Below are 21765 nucleotides of genomic sequence, written 5' to 3'. Positions count from 1 at the left end.
TTTGTTGTCCGGTTTGCTCACATGTTGCCCGGGGTAACCACCGTCTGTCCGTGACTCGCGGCTCGGTAGGTCGGCTGAGCTGATCACTGCGTCGCAGCCCGCAGTCAAAGGAGGAACGATGAATCAGCCCCCACCGACAGATCTCTCGACCGTCCAGTTGATCGAACGCCTATCCGAGCAGACCTCCACCCTCGTCAAGACAGAAGTGCGGAACGCACTCGATGAGGTGAAGACGAAAGGTACAAAGCTCGGCATCGGCGTCGGCATCTCCGGAGCAGGTGCACTGTTGCTGCTGTTCGGATTCGGAACACTCGTCGCAGCGGCCGTCCTGGGGTTGGCCACCGCGGTGGACCCATGGCTCGCCGCACTCATCGTCGCGGCCGTGCTGGTAGTCATCGGAGCCATCGCTGCCGCGATCGGCGCGTCTCGGGCCAAGAAGGCCGTGCCGCCGGCACCGCAGGCAACCGTGCACAGCATCCAGAGGGACATCAACACCGTGAGGGAGCATCTCTGATGAGCGAACCGACGTCATCGGGCGCAACACCCGAACCCCGAGCCACTGCGCCCACCGATGTGCCTCCGGTCGAGGAACAGCGCGCCGAGTTGGCCCAGACCGTGGACGCGCTGGCGCAGAAGTTCGACGTACCCACCCGCGTCAAGACGGCTGCCGCAGACACCGCCCACACCGCGCAGATCAAAGCCAAAGACAACCAGCAGGTCCTGGCGACCTCCGGCGCGATCGGGGCAGTGCTGCTCGTCCTGCTCGTTGTTGTCCGTCGTCGCCGTTCGAAGAAGAGGGAGATCGTATGAGCGCCGTGTCCAAAGCCGCCTACAAGCCGCTGTCGATAGCCACCAGCGTCCTCGGTGGTGTCGTTGCGTCAGCCGCATTCGCTCAGGTCTGGAAGCGTCTGGGCAACGACGCCAAGGCGCCTGATCCGAAAGACCTCCAAAGGAGCAACACCGAAGTCCTGGTTGCCGCTGCACTGCAGGGCCTGATCTTCGGCCTCGTGAAAGCTGCGGTCGATCGGGCTGGTGCACGCGGCTACAAGGCGGTCACCCACGAAGACCCATCCTGATCGGGGCCCCTTCGCCACCGACTGGAACACCGCCCCGGATATAGCAAGAACCCGCGTTCTGCGTGATGCAGAACGCGGGTTCTTGTCTTCGTAGCGGGGACAGGATTTGAACCTGCGACCTCTGGGTTATGAGCCCAGCGAGCTACCGAGCTGCTCCACCCCGCGGCGGTAAACACAACGTTACAGGCGGGCACCTGCGAAGTGCAAATCGCCCGCCTGTAACGCCGGTCACGCTTCTGAACTGGGCAAACGCTAGCCCGTCGGCAGATTCTCGTAATCGCGCACCGCAGCCTGCAGGTCCGTCTGTGCCTGACCGTAGGCGGTGAAGTTACCCGCCGAGAGGGCCTGCTGCATGGCGGTCAGGGCATCGTCCATCCGCTTGACGATCGCGTCTCGCTGGGGCGACGGCGGGACCGCGGCCTGACCGTCTGCCGGCGGCGGCGTGGGGGTCTGTCCCTGCTGCGGTTGAGTACCCGGCTGCACCACAGGAGCACTTTCAGCGCCCGGGATCTGCGTCACGGAGGACGGATCGATCCCGACACCTGCGAGCGCTGCCGCGACGGTGGGCGCATACCCAACCCGAGGCGGCTGCCCACTGCTGTCGTCGTACCGCACGATCACACGGACCAGACGCGGGAACGTACCCGCTGTCGACTTCGCCTGCGCGTACATCGGCACCACGTTCAGGACCCCGTTGTCGCCGACCGGCAACGTCAGCAGATTGCCGAAGGTGACATCCGCTGTGTTCTCGAGGTTCTTACGGCTCTCTGCCACGCGGGTGTCGGTCTCCATCGCACTGAAGACCTGTTTGGGACCTTCACGCTGCGTGTTCGGCGGGAGATTCTTGATGGTGATCTGACCGTAGTTCTCGGGGTCGGAGGACACGGTCACGTACGCCGCCAAGAACTCCTGCTTCAGGACGTTGAACACCGACGTCAACTGGAACGAGGACCTCTTCGTCTCGGGATCGGAGGCGACAAAGTAGTACGGCGGCTGATCGAGCCCCCGGGTGACCGCAGCGCTGTCCGTCGGATCGGCAGGCACCGACCAGAAGGCGTCTCCCTGGAAGAACGTCTGCGGGTTGGTCACGTGGTACTTCGTCAGCAGCTGACGCTGGATCTTGAACAGATCCTCCGGGTAACGCACGTGGTCGCGCAGGTCTGCGTTCTCCGCGTTGTCGAACTCCGCACGCGACTTCACCGAATCGGGGAACACCTTCATCCAGGTCTTCAGGACGGGGTCCTTGTCGTCGAACTGGTAAAGCGTGACCTCGCCCGAGTAGGCGTCCACGGTGGCCTTCACCGAGTTTCGGACGTACGAGACCTGCCGGTTGACCTGAGTGCGTCCGGTCTGGCCCTGGTTGAGCTGCTGGGCATCGGTGGTCGCATCTTCGAGCGACGTCTTCTGCGCGTAGGGGAACGCGTCGAGAGTCGTGTACCCGTCGACGATCCACTTGACCGAGCCGTCGGACATCACGGCCGGATAGGTCTTGGAGTCGACGGTCAGCCAAGGTGCGGCCTTCTTGACACGGTCACGAGGATCACGGTTGTAGATGATCTTCGACTCTTCGTTGATGGCCCCCGAGAGCAGCAGGTTGCGCTCGGTGTACTTGACCGCGTAGGCAAATCGGTTGAACCAGTTGGACAACGGCACGCCGGCGTCGCCCTGGTAGGTGTACTTGGGTGTGTCCGCGGTGTCGAACTCCCGCGGCGCACCGGTGTTGCCGACGATCGCGTAGTCGGGATTCACCTTGGAGATCAGTTCACCGAAGTAGATACGGGGCTGCGTCACCTTGATGGGCGCGTTCGCCTTGTAGTCGTCGGTCTGATAATTGCTCAGGTCACTGACGTTGAAGACGGGCTCACCGCCACCGTTGACGTCACTCTCACTGGAGACGGCTTCGTTCACGGTGTTGGCAGGAGCGGCGATGAAGCCGTTGCCGTGGGTGTAGACGGTGTGCTTGTTCAGCCAGTTCTGCTGGTTCGCCTCGAACCTGGTTGGGTCGAGTTCCCTTGCCGCAACCACGAAGTCACGCATCTCGCCGTCGACTGTGTAACGGTCGAGGGCAAGTTGGGACGGGAAGCCGTAGAAGTTCTGCTGACGCTTGAGCTGAGCGAAGGCCGGCGAGACGATGTTGGGATCGAGGAGCCGGATGTTCGACAGGGTCGGTGCGTCGGCGTCGACCTGATTGGCATCCGCCGGTTCACCGGTCCAGTTCGCCTGGGTCTTCACCCTGTCGTCACCGATTCCGTAGGCCGCCTTGGTGGCCTCGATGTTCCGGTTGATGAACTCGGCTTCCTTCTCGGCCGCGTTGGGCTTCACCGAGAACTGCTCCATGGCAGCAGGCCAGCCCACGCCGATGACCAACGCCGACAACAACATCATGGCGGTGGCCAGGGCAGGGATACGAAGGTCGCGAAGGACCACACCGGCGAAGAACGCCAAAGCACAGATGATGGCGATCGCATGAGGATCAATTTCGACGGCAGCACCGCGTTGATGTCGGTGTAGCTGGCGCCGTTGAAGATCTCTTGCTTACGGGTGCTGCTCAGCAGTGTGTACCGGTCGAGCCAGTACGCGATGGCCTTGAGCAACAGGAAGGTACCGGCGATGACCGCCAACTGGATTCGCGCTGCGTTGGTCAGCGTTCCGCCGCGTCCGGCGAGACGGATCCCGCCGAAGATGTAATGGGTCACCAAACTGACGACAAACGCGATCACCACGACGACGAACAGGTAGTTCAGCACGAAGCGGTAGAACGGTAGATCAAACGCGTAGAAGCCGACATCGAGGCCGAACTCCGGATCCTTGGTGCCGAAACTCTCACCGTTGAGGAACATCTGCACGGTGGACCACGAGCCCTGCGCGACCAGGCCCGCGAGAAGGCCGACCAGCAACGTCGGGATGATGGCAAACCACCGGATGCGGCTCATCACCACGGTGCGGTAGCGCGCGATCGGATCGCCTGGCCCACTCGTCGGAACGAACACCGGCCGACTGCGATAGGCGAGCCACAACGCACCGAAGATGATCAGTCCGGCAATGGCTCCGCAGATGCCGAACAGCGCGATGCGCGTCCAGATGATCTTGCTGAAGACCGAGCTATAGCCGATGTCCTTGAACCACAACCAGTCGGTGTAAATGGTGATGAGCCTCGGCCCCACCAGCAACACCACCAGAACGATGACGGCAGTGGCGATGAGCGCCTTGCTTCGCCGCGACAACGTCGGCATTGCTGCCGGACCCCGGATTCCCACGTGTTCTACTCCAACTTTTATGCCGGGGGCACCGCACCCGGTCTTGACCAACACTTTACTTTGCGGCGCCCCGCTGCCTCGCTGAGCGTTGAAAGCCGAGAGAGCGGCCGGTATCGGCCCCTCTACTCCGCATTACTTAGAACAGTACCGATCGCAGCTGTGAACCGTCCTGTGCGTGTATGGCGTTGCTCACCGGCGGGTGAAAACGCGGGTCCCGGCCCCGCGGACAGGTGTGTTCGACCGGATCATTCGCCGCATGCGGAGCCGTAGATGTCACTATTGTCCGGTGACCGATCCGCAGCCGCCCGTCCTCTCCCCCGACGCCCTGGGAAGCGCGATCCGAGAAGTCTTGGAGTTCGTCGATGCCGCCGGCTGGGGTCAGCCGCCGCAGCTGTTCGCACTCGTGCCCACGGCGTTGCTGGCAGACACCCAACCGGACTGGGTCGATGACCACGACACATCCGAGCTCACGCTCATCGAGCAGGCCCCGCTGCCCGTCTCGCCCGACAGCGGCATGGCAGAACTCGAGCATGTTCTGGCCACCACCAGCTGGCCGCTGGAAGTCGAGGGGTGCGCCCTGGTCCAGGAGATCATCGTGTTGCCACCGGAAGCCGAGAGCGATCTGGACGAGGCACTGGGCCCGCTGCTCTCCGATCCCGACGCTGCCGACCACGCTGCGCGCAGCGCCGCCGAAGCGCATCCGGAGAGTCGCGGGGCGCGTCTGGCCGCGGCGGTACTGCGTGACGGACGGGCTCTGAGCCTCCTGCAGCTTGCCCCGGGCACAGAAGATGATCCCGACGCCCCGATCGAACTGCTGCAACACCCCGACTTGGCGCCCAACCTGCTGGCCGCTCTCGCCGGGACACTGGAGAACACCCCGCCCGAGGAATAGTCGGACGAACAGCGCTCAGGGCGGGCCGCGTTAGAGGTCAACAACCCGGTGGCGTGCGACCCGCTTCGAGTTCCTTCAATCCGTCGACTGCGTTCTGCAACGTGTCGACCTTGACCAGGGTCAGCCCGTCCGGTGTGTCCGATTTCGCCTCGGCACAATTGCCGGACGGGACCAGAAATGCTTCGGCGCCCGCATCTTTCGCGGCCCGCATCTTGTGCGTGATGCCGCCGATCTCGCCCACGTCCCCGTCCGGGGTGATCGTCCCGGTGCCGGCGATGAAGTCGCCGCCGGTGAGCTCTCCGGGACTCAACTTGTCGATCACGGCCAGAGTCAGCATCAACCCGGCCGACGGTCCGCCGATGTCACCGACGTTGAAATCCACGTCGAGTCCGGGGTCGCCGTTCTCCTCGGCTAGCGTGATGCCGAGGATCCCCTTCGACTCGTCGTCGGGATTGGCACCCAGGGTCACCCGCACCGTGACAGGGTTTCCGTCGCGAAGGACGTCGAGCGTCACCTCGGTGCCGGGGGCGAACCGGCCGAGCGCAGCCCGCAGGGCATTCGGGTCTTCGACGGCCACGCCGTCGACCGCGACGATGTCGTCGCCCGGTTCGAGCTTGCCCGCCGACGGCCCGTTGTCGTCGACACCACCGACCACCTGTTCCACCGGCCGCCCCAGATAGTTCAGTGCGGCAAGCGTCGCGGAGTTCTCCGAGCCGGTCATCTGCTGCTTGTTCTCTGCGTCCACCTCGTCGTTGGACTTGCCCGGCGGGTACACCCGGTCGCGCGGCTGCAGCTCATCGTCACCGGAGAACCAGAATCCCATCGCCTGGAACAGCGTCAGGTTGTCGGTCACCGAGACGGTGGTCAGGTTGAGGTTGCCCGTCGTGGGGTCGGTCTGCGTCCCACCGATCGCGACGACATCGATCATCTCGCCGTTCGACCCGTCTTTGAGCTGGCCCAGCGTGTTGACCGTCGGACCCGGGCCCAGTGCCACGTAGGGCACCTTCACCAGCGTGCCCAACAAGACGAACGCAACCAGGAACGCCAACGCCACCAGCAACGTGGTGACCCGCCGGTATTCCGGGGCAACTCTGAGGGACTGCATTTTCACCAGGCCCAGCGTAGAGGGTGACCGTTCGCCGAGAGCGGATGGATTCGCAGGAGGATCCGGGCTGATGCGCCGGTACCGTAGAGGTATGAATGACTTGCCTTTCGGTTTCCATCCTTCGTCCGGCGACGACGGGGACGGTGACGAGCGCGGCAAGAAACCCGGCGATTTCGATCCCAATCAGCTCGGGCAGATGCTGTCGCAGCTCGGTCAGATGTTGTCCGGCATGGGAGCCGGTATGGGCACGGGCGGCGGTGGTGAGCCGGTCAACTACCAGGTGGCGACCTCGCTGGCGCGCCAGCAGATCGGCAAACACACACCCGTCAGTGATCGCGAGAAGTCTGCGGTCACCGATTCGGTCCGGTTGGCCGAGGTGTGGCTCGACGCCGTGACCACACTGCCCGCGGGAGTCACCACCACCGAGGCATGGACGCCGGTGGACTGGCTCGAGAAGACGCTGCCGGTGTGGAAGACATTGTGCAATCCGGTCGCCGAGCAGATGGCGACCACGTGGTCCAAGAACCTGCCCGAAGAAGCTCGAGACTTCGCCGGCCCCATGCTCGGCATGGTCACCCAGATGGGTGGGATGGCCTTCGGAACCCAGCTCGGGCAGGGACTGGGTCAGCTCGCGAAAGAAGTACTGACGTCCAGCGATGTCGGCTTGCCGCTGGCTCCCACCGGAACGGCCGTTCTGCTCCCCGAGGCGATCGCCGCGTTCAGCGAGGGCCTGGAACAGCCCAGCCAGGAAATCATCGTGTTCTTGGCGGCGCGAGAGGCCGCCCACGTGCGGTTGTTCTCGCACGTCCCGTGGCTCCGCCAGCGCCTGCTGGCGACCGTCGAGGAGTACGCCCGCGGGATCTCCATCGACTTCTCCGGCATCCAGGATGCCGCGGCGGGCATCGATCCGGCCCAGCTGCTGTCCGATCCGAGCAAGCTTCAGGACCTACTCGGCGGCGGCGCGGCGTTCGAACCGAAGACCAGCCCTGCTCAGGAACACGCCCTTGCCCGCCTGGAGACGCTGTTGGCGCTCATCGAGGCTGGGTCGAAACCGTTGTCTCCCAGGCTCTCCACGACCGGATTCCGTCGGTGGGCGCACTCACCGAGACGATGCGCAGGCGACGGGCCACCGGTGGACCGGCCGAGGAGACCTTTGCCACCCTCATCGGACTCGAACTACGCCCGCGCAAGTTGCGCGAAGCCGCCGACCTCTGGCGCAAGCTGCTGGAGTCGTCGGACGTGACCACACGCGATGGCGTGTGGGCCCACCCCGACCTGGTTCCCGACGCCGACGACCTCGACCATCCGGCGGCGTTCATCGACCGGGTGATCGGTGGCGGAGTCGACGCCTTCGACGACCCGATCGCCCAACTCGAGAAGACCATCGCGGACGAGGCCAAACGTGCCGAGAAACGCCCGCCCTCCGACGACGAGGGCGATCAGAAGTCGCCGGGCGCCTGAGTTCTTCTCCGCCGCATACGTCCTGCTCGAGCCGCATTTCGCCCTGTGGATAACTGACGTCAGCAGGCGTCGGTCACCACGTCGCGGTGGTTGAGTGGCGGCATGGCTGTTGTGATGTCTTTGCCCCGGTTACGGCCGGAGACGGTGATCGTGTTGCGGCCCGGCGGCCGGGTGCAGGTCGGATGCGACCCGGAGACCGCCGTTGTGCTCGAACCGCCGGTCCACGTTTCCCCCGCCTGTCTGGTCGGACTGCTGCGGTGGATGACCGGGCCCCGGTCGATCACCGAGGTGACGGCCGCGGCGGCGGACATCGGGCTCGACCTCAACGAGGTCCGGGGCATCCTCGACCGTTTGGTTGCGGTCGGGATCGGACACCACTTACCGCACGCGGGCGCCCAGCGCCCACTGACCATCCGTGTGCACGGCTCGGGACCACTGGCGACCGCAGTCGCCAGAGCCGTCGGCGCCGGGGGCCACCGCGTTCGGCAATCGGTTCGGCGACCTCGACTCGCACCTGACCACCCGGACACGGAGAAGGCCTTCGCGACCTGGTCGGCCGATCTTGTGGTGCTGACCGACTTCCTCACGCACGATCCCTGGCTGATAGCCGATTTGATGAAGTCGCGGGTTCCGCACCTGACCGTCCGGCTGCGCGACGGGTCCGGAGTGATCGGGCCGCTGGTGTTGCCCGGGCTCACGAGTTGCCTTGTGTGCGCCGACCACCACCGGCGCGACCGCGACGCCGAGTGGCCCATCGTTTGTGCACAGCTGTTCGGTCAACGCGGGTGGGCCAGTCCGGCGACCATCGCGGGCACCGTGGCCCTCACCGTGGCGCAGATCGAACACATCACGGCGGTCACCAGCGCGTCGGCCTCGGCGTCGTCATCGCCGGACCACGATCCACCCACCACCGTGAATGCGACGATCGAGTTGCGGCCGAACGCATCATCTCTGCAGATCAGGCAGTGGACGCCACACCCGCTATGCGGTTGCGGCGTGCCGGCGTGATCTAAGCTCGAAGAATCGGGAAAGGGGAAAACTCAATGGCTGAGATCACACGAGGTGGAGCACGGCGTAATGCCAAGCTCGCCTCGCTTCCGCTCGGGGTGGCAGGACGGGCGGCGACGGGGTTCGGCAGACGGTTGGCAGGTGGGGACCGTGATGAGATCGCCGCAGACATGCTCGAGAAGACCGCCGAGCAGCTGTTCGCCGTCCTGGGCGAGCTGAAGGGCGGCGCCATGAAGGTGGGTCAGGCGCTGTCGATCATGGAGGCGGCGATCCCCGAGGAATTCGGCGAACCGTTCCGTGACGCTCTCACCAAGCTCCAGGCAGAAGCGCCACCACTGCCAGCCGCCAAGGTGCACGGTGTGCTCGACAACCAGCTGGGCACCAAGTGGCGTGAACGGTTCAAGGAGTTCTCCGATGAACCGGCAGCATCGGCGTCCATCGGCCAGGTACACAAGGCGGTGTGGCACGACGGCCGCGACGTCGCGGTGAAGGTGCAGTACCCCGGCGCCGACCACGCCCTCAAAGCCGATCTCAAGACCATGTCGCGGATGACCGGCCTGCTCAAGCGCCTGTCCCCCGGTACCGACGTCAAGTCGATGATGGACGAGCTCATCGAGCGCACCGAAGACGAACTGAACTACACGAAGGAAGCCAACAACCAGCGGGCCTTCGCGAAGGGATTCGCCGACGACCCCAATTTCGTGGTGCCCCGGGTGGTCGCTTCGGCCCCCAAAGTTGTTGTGTCGGAATGGATCACCGGAACGCCCATGTCGAAGGTGATCAAGAACGGCACACAGGGGGAGCGAAACGACGCCGCGGCAAAGATGACCGAGTTCGAGGTCAGTTCACCGAAGCGGGTAGGACTGGTCCATGGCGATCCCCATCCGGGGAACTTCCAGTTCCTCGCCGATGGCCGGATGGCGATTCTCGACTTCGGCGCCGTGGGCATCTACCCGAACGGTCTGCCTGCGGCGACCGGACCGATCCTCCGGCTGTGCCGCGACAACAAGTACGACGAGCTGAAGGAAGAAATGGTGCGAGCCAACTTCATCCAGCGCTCTCATCAGGACAAGGTCACCCCGAGTGACCTCGAGGCGTACCTCCGTCCGTACGTCGATCCGCTCTACAGCGAGTCGTTCCACTTCACCCGCAAATGGCTGCAGCGGGCGGCGGGCGCAGCCTCGGATCCACGTGGCGACGTCTACCGCACATCACGAAACCTGAACTGTCCCAAGGAATATGTGATGGTGTTCCGGGTTCTCGGCGGCTGTGTGGGTATCGCAGCCCAACTCGACGCAGAGGCCCCCTATCGGGCGATCATGGAGAAGTGGGTCGACGGGCTGGCCGAGTAGAAGGCACCGGCTGATTCAGATACACGAGCGGGCGGTCTGTGTATTTCTCACAGACCGCCCGCTCTGTCGTCGCGCCGACGAGCTCATGCCGCCGTCTGGTTCTTACGTGGCCGTCCGCGGGGACGCTTACGGGCGATCACCACACCCTGATCGAAGATCTCTCCACCCCACACGCCCCACGGCTCACCGCGTTCGAGTGCTTCTGCCAGGCATTCCCGTCGTAGTGGGCAATCGGCGCACAAGGCCTTCGCCTGCTCGAGCTGACTCGGGTTCTCGGAAAACCACAGGTCCGCGTCGGCGTACTGGCATGGCAACTCGGTCTTGGATATGTCCAGTGCGAGCCCGCCACCTATATATGACTCGAGTAACTCGGTCATCAGTTCCTCCACTGTCGAATGTGCTCTCGGATTTGTCTTCAAAACCCGGGCTCACAGTGGGGGAACTACAGATGTTCCACTTCACACAAGTGAGGCCACGGGTTCGCTGTTGCGACTCGCCGTGGCCTCGAATGAATTGATCTGTGTCAGATCGACGTTCGTCGGGGTCGCACGGGAAGCGCTGAGCGGTTTACCGCCGGAATCGCTGCTTTCGGAGCCAGGAGTTCCGGCTTCATGGCGGCGATTGCGGGGGTATGTCCGGGTCGCGGACGCAGGCCTTGGACAGGCAGATGCCACGACTCGCACACGCCGGCGGCGCTGATGAAATCGTTCACGGTTCCTGTCCTTTCCTGCTCGTTCGAGATGCACATTCGGTGCGATGTGGTGGCTCGGTGATCACTCGAACACATCGAGTAGCCCCTCGCCTTTGTGATGTGGATCAGCCTAAACGTCGACGCCAAGATTGCACAACCTATTTTTGACCTGCAGTTTTTCCGAGATCTCAGGCGAAGGATCGCCGACTGGTCAGCCCCCGCCGTTGTCGCGGACCAGAGCCAGCAAATCCTCGCCGTACTGGTCCAGCTTCTTGGCGCCGATCCCCGGTATGGCAACGAGCGCAGGCACATCCCCGGGTTGCTGCTCGGCGATCGCTATCAGCGTGTTGTCGGAGAAGACCACGTAGGCGGGAACCTTCTGTTCCTTGGCCCTGCCGCTACGCCACTCCTTGAGAGCGACCAGCAAACCCTCGTCGAGGTCGGACGGACAACTCTCGCATCGACCCAACAGCGAGGCGGTCTTGCCGAGAAGCGCTTTCCCGCAGACTCGGCAGCGCGGCCCCGATCGTTTCCGTTTCGGTTCGGCGATCCGGGAGGCGGGCGAGTCGTCCGGGACGAGATCGGCAAGAAATCTCGAACGCCGTCGCGAACGCCTGCCACCCTCATTGCGCGCGAGTGCCCACGACAGCTGCAGGTGTTCGCGCGCCCGGGTGATGCCGACGTACAGCAGCCGCCTTTCCTCTTCGATGGCCACATCGCCGGCGTTGATGGCTTGGCTGATCGGCACGGAGCCATCCACCATGCCCACCAGGAACACGGCGTCCCATTCGAGCCCCTTGGCGGCGTGTAGCGATGACAGCGTGACACCCTGCACGGTCGGTGGATGCCGCGCTTCAGCACGGGCTGCCAGTTCGCGGGACAACTCGGTCAGGGTCAGGTGCTCGTTCTCGTGCACCATCTCCTCGGTCAGATTCAGCAAGGCCCGCAAAGACTCCCAACGCTCTCGAGCCTGGGCGCCGGCCGGCGGGTCGTCGCTCAGACCGAGCGGCACGAGGATGGCCCGCAGCAGGGTGACCACATCTGCCTCGGCCGGCAGGTCGTCACGGCCGGCGGTTTGCTGCACGGCCCGCATCGCCTGCCGGATCTCTGATCGGGCGAAGAACGCCTCGCCTCCCCGTACCTGGTACGGGATGCCTGCCGCGGTCAGCGCCTGCTCATGGGCTTCGGACTGGGCGTTGATGCGATACAGGATCGCGATCTCGGATCCGGGAACACCCTGGGCCATCAACCGTTTGATCGACTTCGCGACGGCAGCGGCTTCAGCCGGCTCGTCGTCGTACTCGGCGAAATCCGGCGCGGGTCCGGGCGGTCGTTGCCCGATGAGCTGCAGGCGGGTACCCGCGATGCGACCGCGCGCGGCCCCGATCACCCGATTGGCCAGACCGACCACTTGCGGGGTGGATCGATAGTCGCGCTCGAGGCGGACCACCATCGCCTCTGGGAAGCGCCGGGAGAAGTCGAGTAGATAACTCGGGGTCGCGCCGGTGAACGAGTAGATCGTCTGATTGGCGTCGCCCACCACCGTCAGATCGTCGCGCTCACCGAGCCAGGCGTTGAGCAGCGCCTGCTGCGCGGGCGTCACATCCTGATACTCGTCGACCACAAAGCAGCGATACCGGTCGCGGAACTCCTCGGCGACCACTGGATGGTCGTCGAGGATGGCCCGCGTCATGAGCAGCAGGTCGTCGAAGTCGAGGAGCTGATCCCCTGAGGGCGACACCTTGAGTTGTTCATAACGCTCGTAGACCAGCGCGACCTGTTCCGCCGGCATCGGCGCCTCTCGCCGCGACTTGGACACCTCTACCGCGTACTGATCCGGGCCGATCAACGAGCCTTTTGCCCATTCGATCTCCGAGATGAGGTCACGGAGAGAGTCGGTGGTGGTGGGCGCCCCAGCCGACCGGGCCGCGCGGGAGACCACGGGGAACTTGTTGTCGAGCAGTTCCCACTGGTTGTCGCCGATCGCCTGCGGCCAGAAGTACCTGAGTTGCCGCATGGCCGCGGCGTGGAAAGTCAACGCCTGCACCGCGTTACCCGAACCGGCGATCCCCAGTGAACGGAGCCGGGTCCGCATCTCTCCGGCAGCGCGCGCCGTGAACGTGACCGCCAGCACCTGACTGCCCCGCACATGACCGTCGCCGACCAGGTGCGCGATCCGCCGGGTGATCGTGCGCGTCTTGCCGGTGCCGGCGCCTGCGAGCACACACACCGGGCCGCGAGGGGCGAGCACCGCCGCCTGCTGTTCGGGGTCCAGTGAGTCCATGCGCCCAGTATTCCAACGAGGGCCGACACCACTGCGTCCGCCCGCCGCAGCGGACGGGGAACAGCTGTGGCGGTCGTGGTGTTATGTAGGCGTGACTACCGAGAACGCGACTTTGACCATGTACACCACCACCTGGTGCGGGTACTGCAAGCGCCTGAAGATGGGCCTGCGCAGTCAGGGCATCGAGTGGGTGGAAATCGACATCGAGCAGGACCCCAGCGCCGCTGACTTCGTCGGCAGTGTGAACGGCGGCAACCACGTGGTTCCCACCGTGAAGTTCGCCGATGGCAGCACCGCGACCAACCCGACGGTCGCCGACGTCCGCAAGAAGCTCGGGGTCTAGGCCCCGCCAGATGTATCGGGCGGTGGCACCAACCGCCCCGGCTCCGACTGCCCGGCTCCCCCGACGCGGGACGCCGGGTGGTCTGTGTCTGCTGGGGTATGCGCCCAGGCGCGGATGAGCGCACTCGCGATCGAGATCGATCCCGGCAATCTGAGCCGGGCATCGTCGATGATCGGCTTGCCGTCGGCTCCCAGCCAATCTTGCTGCGCTTCGAGCGCTTCGAGCACCTCTGAGCGGCTGAACCACTCGGCGTCCGCGATCTCTCCGTCGATGAAATCGAGAGCCTGATCCGGGTCTGCCGTGACCTCGAATCCCACCATCAGGGACCGGGGAAAGGGCCACGGTTGCGACCCCACGTACTGCGGGTCCCAGCAGTCCAGACCCACCTCTTCGTGAACCTCGCGCACCACACACTGCTCCAGCGATTCACCGGGCTCGACGAATCCGGCCAGCGTCGAGAACCAGCGCTCGGGCCACTGCGATTGTCTGCCCAGCAGTATCCGGTCGGCGCCGTCGTGGACCACCGTGATGATCGCCGGGTCCGTTCGGGGGAACTCCTCGCGGCCACTGATGGTGTTACGGCGGACCCAACCGCCTTTCGCAGGCTCGGTCGGATTGCCGTCGACCGGTGAAAAACGGGCCGAGTCATGCCAATTGAGCACTCCCAGCGCGGTGGACAGGATTCCGGCCTCGTCGGCGCCGAGGAGCTGCGCACCACGCCGTGGGTCGTCTTTCGGCCCGTCGATGACGTCGAACCGCATGGCCCACATATCGGTGCCCTCTTCGGGATGCAGGCCGAGGAACACCGCTTCCGGCGGGGGTTCGTCACCGACGTCCACCGCCATGATCCAGCCGAGACCGTCCTCGCCCACGGGATACCGGCCCGACGGGTCGATCTGCAGGAGTAGGGCGTGCGGCCATCCTTCTGTCAGTCGTTGCTTGTCGTGCCGGATCTCGTCCGCACGGTTGTACACCGCGCGCGACAACATCGGGGGCTTGTCGAACTCAAATCGCCGCAAGCGGATTCACCTCTGGCCTCGGATCGATCTCATCTCGGTCGGGTATTCCGGTCATCCCTGGCCCTGCCGCACATAGAGCAATCGATCACCGTGCTCGATCGCGTCGACCTTGCTGTCGTCTACGCGGTGCAGAGTGCCTCCCCGAACCACGCCGAGGACGATCTCGGACAGATGCCTCGGCGAGCCACCCACCTCGTCCGGTTCCACGTCTCGCTCGGCGATCGCAAATCCCTCGTCGGGTGTCAGGAGGTCCTCGATCACCTGCACGACGGTGGGAGTGCTGGTGGCCAACCCCAGCAGGCGGCCGGCGGTCTCCGAACTCACCACCACCGAGTCGGCGCCCGATTGACGGATCAGGTGGGTGTTCTCCGCCTCGCGGATGGACGCGACGATCTTCGCGTTCGGCGCGAGTTCGCGAGCGGTCAACGTCGCCAGGACTGCCGTGTCGTCGCGGTTCGCGGCCACGATGATGGAAGACGCATGTTGCGCGCCCGCGAGTCGCAACACATCGGACCGGGTCGCGTCACCGCGCACCGTCACCAGCCCCTTGGCGGCAGCGTTGTCGAGCACTGTCTGGTCACCGTCCACCACAACGATTTCCGAGGGCTTCAGGCCGTCGGCAATCATCGCCTTGACTGCTGTCTTGCCCTTGGTCCCGTACCCGATCACCACGGTGTGATTACGCACCTTGTTCCTCCAACGCTGAATTTTGAGAGCTTGACGGGATCGCTCGGTCAGGACTTCCAACGTGGTGCCGACCAACACGATCAGGAACATGACGCGTAGCGGCGTGATCACCAGCACGTTGATCAGTCGTGCCTCCGGGGTGAACGGGGTGATGTCGCCGTAGCCAGTGGTCGAGAGCGACACGGTGGCGTAGTACAGACAGTCGAGGAACGAGAGTTCGCTGTCCTGGACGTCTCGATAACCGTCGCGGTCGAGGTAGACGATGAAGACGGCGGCGAAGAGGGCGACCAGGGCGAAGATGACCCGCCGAGAGATCGCCCGCCCCGGGCTGGACTGCATCTCGGGGATACGGACAACACCGACCAGCGCGTGGTCGGGCATGTCGGTCAGCTCTTCGCTCTTGAACCGCCGGCGGAGCCTGCCTGCGGGCATCAATGCCTCCCGACGAAGGCGCCGTCACGGCGCCGGGAAAGTTGCGTACGCACAAGTGGGGACTGTAGTCCTTTTCCGCACTGGTGGTAATCATCACCGATCGCGTCGTGATCAGGCATGGTGTACGCATGAACAGTGGCAAGCAGAAGTTGCGGCAGTTGACGTTTCCCGATGATGCGACGCTCGCGAAGCGGATGGGCATCGGCCTGTTGGGAATCGGCGCCCTGCACTTCCTCGCACCCAAACCGTTCGATGACCTGATCCCCGAGGAACTGCCAGGTGATCCGCGTGCCTACACGTATGGATCCGGAATTGTGGAACTCGCGGTCGGCGGCGCCCTTCTCGCTCCCCGGACCCGTCGCTTCGCCGGACTGTTCTCGGTTCTGCTGTTCATCGGCGTGTACCCCGGGAACATCAACATGGTGCGCATCTACCGCAACAAACCGCTGCCCTACCGGCTGGTCGCGTGGGCCCGCCTGCCCTTCCAGTTCCCCATGGTGTGGGCGGGATGGCGGGTCTGGAAGACCGCACCCAAGGTCTGACCGATTCAGGGGCGTTCTCGCTTCTCACGTCTGATGAGGGCGGCCAGTCCGATGCGGTCGGGCAGGTTCGCGGGTTCGAGCGTGGTGTTCGACCGTACGTAGTGGAACGCCGCCCGCACCTTCTCCAGGTCGACGCCGGTCAGTTCCGCCCAGGCCACCCGGTAGGCGGCGAGCTGGACGAACACCGACTTCTCCTGTGCCGCAGTGGGTCGGGCACCGGTCTTCCAATCCACCACGGTGAAGCCGCCGTCCGGTTCGGAGAACACCGCATCGATCCGGCCCCGGACGATGGTGTCGGCGATGACCGTCTCGAACGGCACCTCGACCTCGATGGGGTTCCTTGCGGCCCATCGGGACCGGAGGAACTGCTCCCGCAGCACCTCCAGGTCGGCGTCCGAGCCCCCTTCGGCATCGGCCGCTCCCGGCAATTCGTCGATGTCGAGCAGTCGGGTGGCGCCGAACCTGCGTTCCACCCACGCATGGAAGGCTGTGCCGCGGCGGGCCAGAGGATTGGGTTTGAACGGCAACGGCCTGCGCAGGCGCCGGGCAAAGGTCTCCTCGTCCTTGTCCAGTTCGACGAGCTGGCTGACCGACAGATGTTGCGGCATCGTCACCTCGATGTCGGTGCCGAGGCCACTTTCCCGTTCGGTGAGCAGCACCGCGAGGTCGTTGGCCCAATCGCGGACCTGCGGGTCGTCGGCCGACAGGTCGGGTTCGGGTTCGGCGCCCATGTCGAAGAGAGCCGGCTCACCGCGGGCTCGCAACGCGGCGCGCACGAGGTCGGCGCCACGTTCGACGCCGGGACGGCGGGAACCGAGCGGATCAGCGGGCCACGGCACACCGGCGGTCAACGCCGCCAAGGGATTGTCGGCGTTCTCTTCGGGAGTCGCCGCCCAGCCCGCGATGGTCAATCCCGGTGCGCCGTCGCTCGAGGTCTCGATCAGCCGAGAAGCGATGTCGTGCAACTCGGTCAAGAAGATCGAGGGTCCACGAGGTTTGTCACCGCCGTCCGACCAGTGATGCCCCGAGATGACCAATGCCCTCTTGGTCCGCGTCAAGGCCACGTACAGCAATCGTCGATCCTCTTCGAGCTTGCGGTTGCGCAACGCGTCCTTGTGGGCCTCGATTGCGTCCTCGAGTTCTTTGCGGTTCTCGAGTTCGGCCAGCTCTAGCGGTGGGAAACCCTCGGCGCCCAGTGTCTCGGCGAGGTCCCCCCGCAACTCCGCAGGTAGTTCCCGCGCACTACCGAGCCAGGTCCCGTCGGCCTTTCCACCCGGGAAGATGTTCGTGCACAGATGTGCGATCACCACCACGTCCCATTCGAGGCCCTTGGCCGCGTGCACGGTGAGGATCTGGACGCGGTCTTCGGCGATCTCGACCTTGCCCGGTTCCAGACCCTTCTCGATGTCGGCGGCAGACTCGAGAAAAGCGAGCAGTCCAGGCAGGGTGGCGGCCGACCGCTCGGTGTAGTCGGCCACGTACTCGGCAAAGGCGTCGAGGTGTTCGCGGCCGGTGATGTTGCCCCGCAAACCCCGTGCGCGGATCTGCGCCTCGACATCGACGCCGATGACCCTCTCCACCTCGGCGACCAACTCGGGTAACGGTTGCCCCATCCGGGCCCGCAGGATGGTCAGCTGGTGACCGAATGACTTGATCCTGCGGTACCCGTCGGGTGAATACCGTTGCGCCGGACCAGGGTCGGCCAGTGCATCACCGAGACCGGCTTGATCCACCACCTCGGTCGGCACCGCGGAATCGAGCGCGTTGTCGAGTTCTTCCAGACTCGTCATCGTGCCGGTGACGATGTTGGTACCGGCGGCGAGGTCGCGCGCACGCGCCCACAGGGCAGCGATGTCACGCGCCCCGAGCCGCCACCGCGGTCCGGTGAGGAGTCGCACGGCAGCCGTCCCCGCCATGGGATCAGCCATCAGACGGAGCATCGCCACCACGTCCTGGACCTCCGGTACACCCAGCAGGCCGCCGATGCCGACCACTTCCGCCGCGATGCCACGATCGGTGAGTTCGGCCGCGAGCGGCGCGGAATCCTCGTTGCGGCGCACCAGGATCGCCACCGTCGGTGGTGGACCCTCGGCACGGTTGTACTCGTCTTCGATCTGGTCGACGATCCACTCACGCTCCTGCACCACGGTCTCGGTCAGAGCCATGGTGATGGTCCCGGTCGGGGCATCGTCACGCGGCCGCAAGATGCTCACCGGCACACCCCGCCGTCGCAGCTCCTCGGACGCGGCGTTGGCCATGTCGAGGGCGTGGCGGGCATTGCGCCAGCTGGTCAGAAGTTCCAGGCGTTGCGCGGAAGTTCCGTCGCTGCAACGGAAATCGGTGGTGAAGCGAGGCAGATTGGCAGCCGACGCGCCGCGCCAGCCATAGATCGACTGGATCGGGTCACCGACCGCGGTCACCGCAATCCCGGCGCCCCGCGTCACCCCTGGCGGCGTGCCGAACAGCTCCGACAGCAGCACGCGCTGGGAATGTCCGGTGTCCTGGTATTCGTCGAGCAACACCGCGCCGATCGCGGCGCGTTCGGACTCGCCCACCTCCGGGTGACGTGCGACGAGTTGGGCAGCCAGCGACATCTGGCTACCGAAGTCGAGCACGTTCGCCTCGCGCATCGCAGCGCCCAACGCGGCCACCAGCGGCATCAACGCCCGCCGCTCATCGATGACGGATTGGATGGACCGGAGCTTCTGAGGCGGCTCAGGGCGTTGCCTGCCGGTCGGGGGCAAGGTGTCGATGAGCTCGTAGAGCGAGTCGCCCGCGGTGGCGAGCTGGTCGAGGTCCACCAGGTGCTCGGCGAGCTCGCTGTAGAGCTTCAGTACCGATTCGGTCACGCCGCCAGGGGTTTTGGTGGTCTCGAGGTCATCGGTCCACCCCGCCACCACCGAGAACGCCAGTTGCCACAGTTCGGTTTCGCTGAGCAAGGTGGCCGAGGGTTCGACAGGCAGGAGCAATCCGTAGTCGGCGATCAGCCGGCCGGCGTAGGCGTGGTAAGTACTCACCTGCGGATCTGCCGACCGAAGCCGGCCACGCAACGTGCCGTCGGGGTCCCAGTTCTGCATCGCCGGCGATCCCGCGAGCATGGACAACCGTCGGCGGATGCGCGCGGCGAGTTCTTGGGCGGCCTTTCGGGTGAAGGTCAGGCCCAGCACCGCGTCCGGCTCGACCAGACGGTTGGCCACCAGCCACACCACCCGGGAAGCCATGGTCTCGGTTTTGCCTGCACCCGCCCCCGCGACCACCAGCACGGGCTCCATCGGCGCCTCGATCACCTCGACCTGCTCATCGGTGGGCGAGGGCAGACCGAGTGCCGCCGACAGGACCCGGGCGGAGATCCTCGTCATCGTTCCGGTGTCAGCCATCGGTCACGGTCCTACCGTCGAGTTGGGCCGGGCAGCTCGCGGTGAGTGGACAGTGCCCGCATCCGTCGTTCACGGTGGCCACGAACTGCGGCCCGATACTGCGGTGGGCGGCAGCCCGCACCACGGCGAGCCACTGCTCCACCTGTCTTCCGACAGGGGCGGCTGATCACGTTGCGCCGCACCGGTTTTGTTGTTCGAGTTGTTGACGTAGACGAGCGATCCACCACCTGGCTCGACCGGGCCGACAGCCTGCACACCACCGAGCCGCAAGGCGAGCTGATAGGTGGCCAGCTGCGCGTGCTCCTGGGCGGCCTGCACCGACAGCGTGGTCTTTCCGGTCTTCACATCCACCACCACCGGGCGTCCGGCGCTGTCCTGTTCGAGCCGGTCGATGCGCCCGCGTAACCGCACCTCGGGCATGTCGACGGTGTCTCCGTCGGCGTCCTGGACCGTGGCGGGTTCGATACGCGCATCCACGTCCACCTCGACACCCACCTCGGTGAGCGTCTCACGGGAAACCTTGAGCCAGCGTTGGAAGTTGGTGAGCATCTCCTCGGTGCGTTCGAGTTCGCGGCGCGAGAACCATGGTGCCCCGACATCCACCTGGTCCCAGACCCGCCGCAGTGCAGCGGTGACATCGTCGGGTGGGATCTCTCCGGCGACGGCCTGCACAAGTGTGTGGACAAGCGTTCCGGCGACGGCCGGCCGCGAATCGCCGTCGCGGCCGCCGTACCGCTCCAGCATCCAGCGCAGCGAGCAGGTGCCCAGCGCCTCGACACTGGACGGCGAAAGGGTCAGCGGCCCAGCCGACTCCGACCACAGAGGGATCTCCGAGCTGGGAGCAGCAAGGCCGTACCACTGGTCGGGATGCGCACCCGGAACACCGGCGTCGGCGAGCTCAGCGAGCATGTCTGCGGCGGCTTTCGCCCGCTCCGTAGGCGTATCGGTGTCTGCGCACACCTCGGCGCGCAACTCGGCGACCAGCGACGACAGCGACAGCACCCGTCGCAGACCGGGCTCCACCGGGAGCTCCAGTTCGATCTCATCGTCGTCCACGGAGCCCTTTTCGACGATCGCGGCCAATTCGCCGATGAACCGTGAGGGCGCGGCATCTCCACTCCCGTCGTCGACAGCACTGACCATCAGTCGATCGCGAGCCCGCGTGCATGCCACCAGCAGCAGTCGACGCTCCTCGGCAAGAGCCATCGCGGTGCGCGAGATGGTGTCCAGCGCATCGGCATCCACGCCATCGAGAAGATCGACCAACTGTCCGGTACCGAGAATGCTCCCCCGGCTGCGCAGGCTTGGCCACAAACCGTCCTGAACACCCGCGACCGCCACGACATCCCATTCTCGACCGGTGGCCGCATGGGCGGACAACACCGTGACGGCGTCCGATGACGCCTGCGCCATGCGGGATTCGGTGGGGATCTGCAACGCCCCGAGGTAATCCAGGAACCCACCGAGTGTTGCGGCAGGCAGGCTGTCGGTGAAGCTCGCCGCCGCGTCGAACAGCGCCACCATCGCATCGAGGTCCCGATCGGCCTGCGCACCACCGGGTCCGTGGTCGCGGCGCATCACCTGATTCGACCATCGCGGGCCGAGTCCGGTGGCCTGCCACGCCTCCCAGAGGATCTCCTCGATACCGCGGCGGTTCTCGTACGCCACGCGAGCTGCGCCGATGACTGCGAGAACCCCTGCCAGCGGCTGCTTCTCGGCGTCGGTCAGCCCGTCGAGGTAGTGGGCGACATCGATGGGGTCATGCTCGACTCGCACCCGGTGGCCGGTGACCAGTTCGGCGATGACCGACGCGGAGTCGCGGTCTCCGCCGGATTCGGTCTCGATACGACGCAGTCCACGCCGTAGCCGCCGCAGCGCAGCCGGGTCGGCTCCTCCGATGGGTCCAGCGAGCAGTTCGAGCGCTTCGTCCGGCTCCAGCCGTTCCGACACCGCACGCAGGGCCAGCAGCATCGCCGCCACCGAGCGTTGACGCGCGAGTGGGATCTCGCTGGCCGGTGTCATCACCGGCACACCGGCCGAGCGCAGCGCGCGCCGCAGTGGCGCCATCGCGCGGGGCACCGATCGGACGATGACCGCCATCTCCGACCACGGGACATCGTCGTAGAGGTGCGCCCGGCGCATCATGTCGGCGATGGCCGTGGCCTCTTTGGCGGCCGATCCGTAGATCTTGACCACGGGCACCGGTCCGCCCCGGTCGGCGGCCTCGGCCCGGCGCCGA

At 65.5% G+C, this 21765-nt stretch carries 14 protein-coding genes, 1 tRNA gene and 3 pseudogenes; 9 read left to right on the top strand and 9 right to left on the bottom strand.

Annotated elements, in window-relative coordinates; translation table 11 throughout:
• The first annotated feature begins 118 nt into the window (after window positions 1–118).
• Genes W823_RS36490 through W823_RS36480 form a run of 3 tightly spaced genes read left to right on the top strand, consistent with a single transcriptional unit; the run spans window position 119 to window position 1076 of the window.
• Complete coding sequence (locus tag W823_RS36490; RefSeq protein ID WP_023955724.1) at window positions 119–514, top strand: phage holin family protein; 396 nt, start codon at window positions 119–121, stop codon at window positions 512–514.
• Window positions 514–810, top strand: coding sequence for a DUF3618 domain-containing protein (locus tag W823_RS36485; RefSeq protein WP_023955722.1), 297 nt, complete (start codon window positions 514–516; stop codon window positions 808–810). Before W823_RS36490 ends, W823_RS36485 begins: the two co-directional genes overlap by 1 nt.
• Window positions 807–1076: a DUF4235 domain-containing protein gene (locus W823_RS36480; RefSeq protein WP_023955720.1), complete on the top strand. Its 270-nt coding sequence runs from the start codon at window positions 807–809 to the stop codon at window positions 1074–1076. The genes W823_RS36485 and W823_RS36480 overlap by 4 nt, the downstream gene beginning before the upstream one ends.
• A gap of 91 nt (window positions 1077–1167) precedes the next feature.
• Here the strand turns inward: W823_RS36480 and W823_RS36475 are convergent.
• Window positions 1168–1241, bottom strand: a tRNA-Met gene (locus W823_RS36475).
• 87 nt (window positions 1242–1328) lie between these two features.
• Window positions 1329–4309, bottom strand: a pseudogene (locus W823_RS36470) (UPF0182 family protein).
• 310 nt (window positions 4310–4619) lie between these two features.
• Here W823_RS36470 and W823_RS36465 point away from each other — a divergent pair.
• Window positions 4620–5225, top strand: a complete 606-nt coding sequence (locus W823_RS36465) for a PPA1309 family protein (protein ID WP_023955718.1) — start codon at window positions 4620–4622, stop codon at window positions 5223–5225.
• 37 nt (window positions 5226–5262) lie between these two features.
• Here W823_RS36465 and W823_RS36460 read toward each other — a convergent pair whose 3' ends face one another.
• Window positions 5263–6330 (bottom strand): PDZ domain-containing protein, encoded by a 1068-nt coding sequence (locus tag W823_RS36460; protein ID WP_023955716.1) that lies wholly within the window; start codon window positions 6328–6330, stop codon window positions 5263–5265.
• Between the two features lie 91 nt (window positions 6331–6421).
• On the opposite strand from W823_RS36460, the pseudogene W823_RS36455 reads away from it, so the two are divergent.
• From W823_RS36455 to W823_RS36445, 3 genes and pseudogenes are all read left to right on the top strand, one after another.
• Window positions 6422–7791: pseudogene (locus W823_RS36455) on the top strand (zinc-dependent metalloprotease).
• A 102-nt stretch (window positions 7792–7893) separates the two neighbouring features.
• A complete protein-coding gene (locus tag W823_RS36450) occupies window positions 7894–8799 on the top strand; it encodes a hypothetical protein (protein ID WP_023955714.1) in 906 nt (301 codons plus the stop codon).
• A 35-nt stretch (window positions 8800–8834) separates the two neighbouring features.
• The gene (locus W823_RS36445) at window positions 8835–10151 is read left to right on the top strand and encodes an AarF/ABC1/UbiB kinase family protein (protein ID WP_023955712.1); all 1317 of its coding nucleotides are present in this window, start codon (window positions 8835–8837) and stop codon (window positions 10149–10151) included.
• Window positions 10152–10234: 83 nt separating this feature from the next.
• Here the strand turns inward: W823_RS36445 and W823_RS36440 are convergent, their stop codons facing one another.
• The gene (locus W823_RS36440; protein WP_051406386.1) at window positions 10235–10528 is read right to left on the bottom strand and encodes a WhiB family transcriptional regulator; all 294 of its coding nucleotides are present in this window, start codon (window positions 10526–10528) and stop codon (window positions 10235–10237) included.
• A gap of 525 nt (window positions 10529–11053) precedes the next feature.
• On the bottom strand, window positions 11054–13126 hold the full coding sequence (locus W823_RS36430) for an ATP-dependent DNA helicase UvrD2 (protein ID WP_023955706.1): 2073 nt from the start codon (window positions 13124–13126) through the stop codon (window positions 11054–11056).
• A gap of 118 nt (window positions 13127–13244) precedes the next feature.
• Here W823_RS36430 and W823_RS36425 point away from each other — a divergent pair, with 118 nt between their 5' ends.
• Window positions 13245–13469 (top strand): mycoredoxin, encoded by a 225-nt coding sequence (locus W823_RS36425; protein WP_038252428.1) that lies wholly within the window; start codon window positions 13245–13247, stop codon window positions 13467–13469.
• Here the strand turns inward: W823_RS36425 and nudC are convergent.
• Together nudC and W823_RS36415 are read right to left on the bottom strand one after the other, a co-directional pair.
• A complete protein-coding gene (gene nudC, locus W823_RS36420) occupies window positions 13466–14488 on the bottom strand; it encodes an NAD(+) diphosphatase (protein ID WP_023955702.1) in 1023 nt (340 codons plus the stop codon). The genes W823_RS36425 and nudC overlap by 4 nt on opposite strands.
• 51 nt (window positions 14489–14539) lie before the next feature.
• Complete coding sequence (locus tag W823_RS36415) at window positions 14540–15607, bottom strand: TrkA family potassium uptake protein (protein WP_023955700.1); 1068 nt, start codon at window positions 15605–15607, stop codon at window positions 14540–14542.
• 128 nt (window positions 15608–15735) lie between these two features.
• On the opposite strand from W823_RS36415, the gene W823_RS36410 reads away from it, so the two are divergent.
• Window positions 15736–16149 carry a membrane protein gene (locus tag W823_RS36410; RefSeq protein ID WP_023955698.1) on the top strand — a complete coding sequence of 138 codons (414 nt, stop codon included), beginning with the start codon at window positions 15736–15738 and terminating at the stop codon, window positions 16147–16149.
• A gap of 5 nt (window positions 16150–16154) precedes the next feature.
• Here the strand turns inward: W823_RS36410 and W823_RS36405 are convergent, their stop codons facing one another.
• Complete coding sequence (locus W823_RS36405) at window positions 16155–19526, bottom strand: ATP-dependent helicase (protein WP_023955696.1); 3372 nt, start codon at window positions 19524–19526, stop codon at window positions 16155–16157.
• Window positions 19519–21765 (bottom strand): annotated as a pseudogene (locus W823_RS36400) (PD-(D/E)XK nuclease family protein); the annotation flags it as partial. The gene W823_RS36405 and the pseudogene W823_RS36400, both read right to left, overlap by 8 nt.

The organism is Williamsia sp. D3, from assembly GCF_000506245.1.
In the GTDB taxonomy this organism is placed as follows: Bacteria; Actinomycetota; Actinomycetes; order Mycobacteriales; family Mycobacteriaceae; genus Williamsia; species Williamsia muralis.
This window is presented reverse-complemented; position numbering and strand designations above follow the sequence as displayed.